This is a genomic window from Pseudonocardia sp. EV170527-09 (genome assembly GCF_008369905.1).
GTDB lineage: Bacteria > Actinomycetota > Actinomycetes > Mycobacteriales > Pseudonocardiaceae > Pseudonocardia.
On record NZ_VRMC01000427.1, the window covers coordinates 1 to 280 of the forward strand.

1 protein-coding gene is annotated in these 280 nt (G+C 78.2%); it reads right to left on the reverse strand.

Annotation, left to right across the window (positions count from 1 at the left end; translation table 11 throughout):
* A partial coding sequence (locus FVA95_RS31265; RefSeq protein WP_205016064.1) for a hypothetical protein occupies window positions 1–280 on the reverse strand: 280 nt, incomplete at its 5' end.

Sequence of the window (280 nt, forward strand, 5' to 3'; positions counted from 1 at the left end):
TCACCGCAGACCCCGCCCCGACGGGACACCGGTGGCCGCGGCGGCCAGGCCGGCGCCGCAGACCAGCACGACCAGCGCCGCGGCACCCATCGCCAGGCGTGGGCACGACCCATCCGCAGCGGCCGGGACCAGGGCTTCGACCAGCACGAACCCCCACCACCCGGCCAGCCCGACCCCGGCCAGGACCGGGACCGCGGCAGGCGAGACCAACCCGGACGACGCCGAACGCGGGCGACGGACCCGCACCCGGGCCGGCGGGAACAACGCCCACTGCGACGAC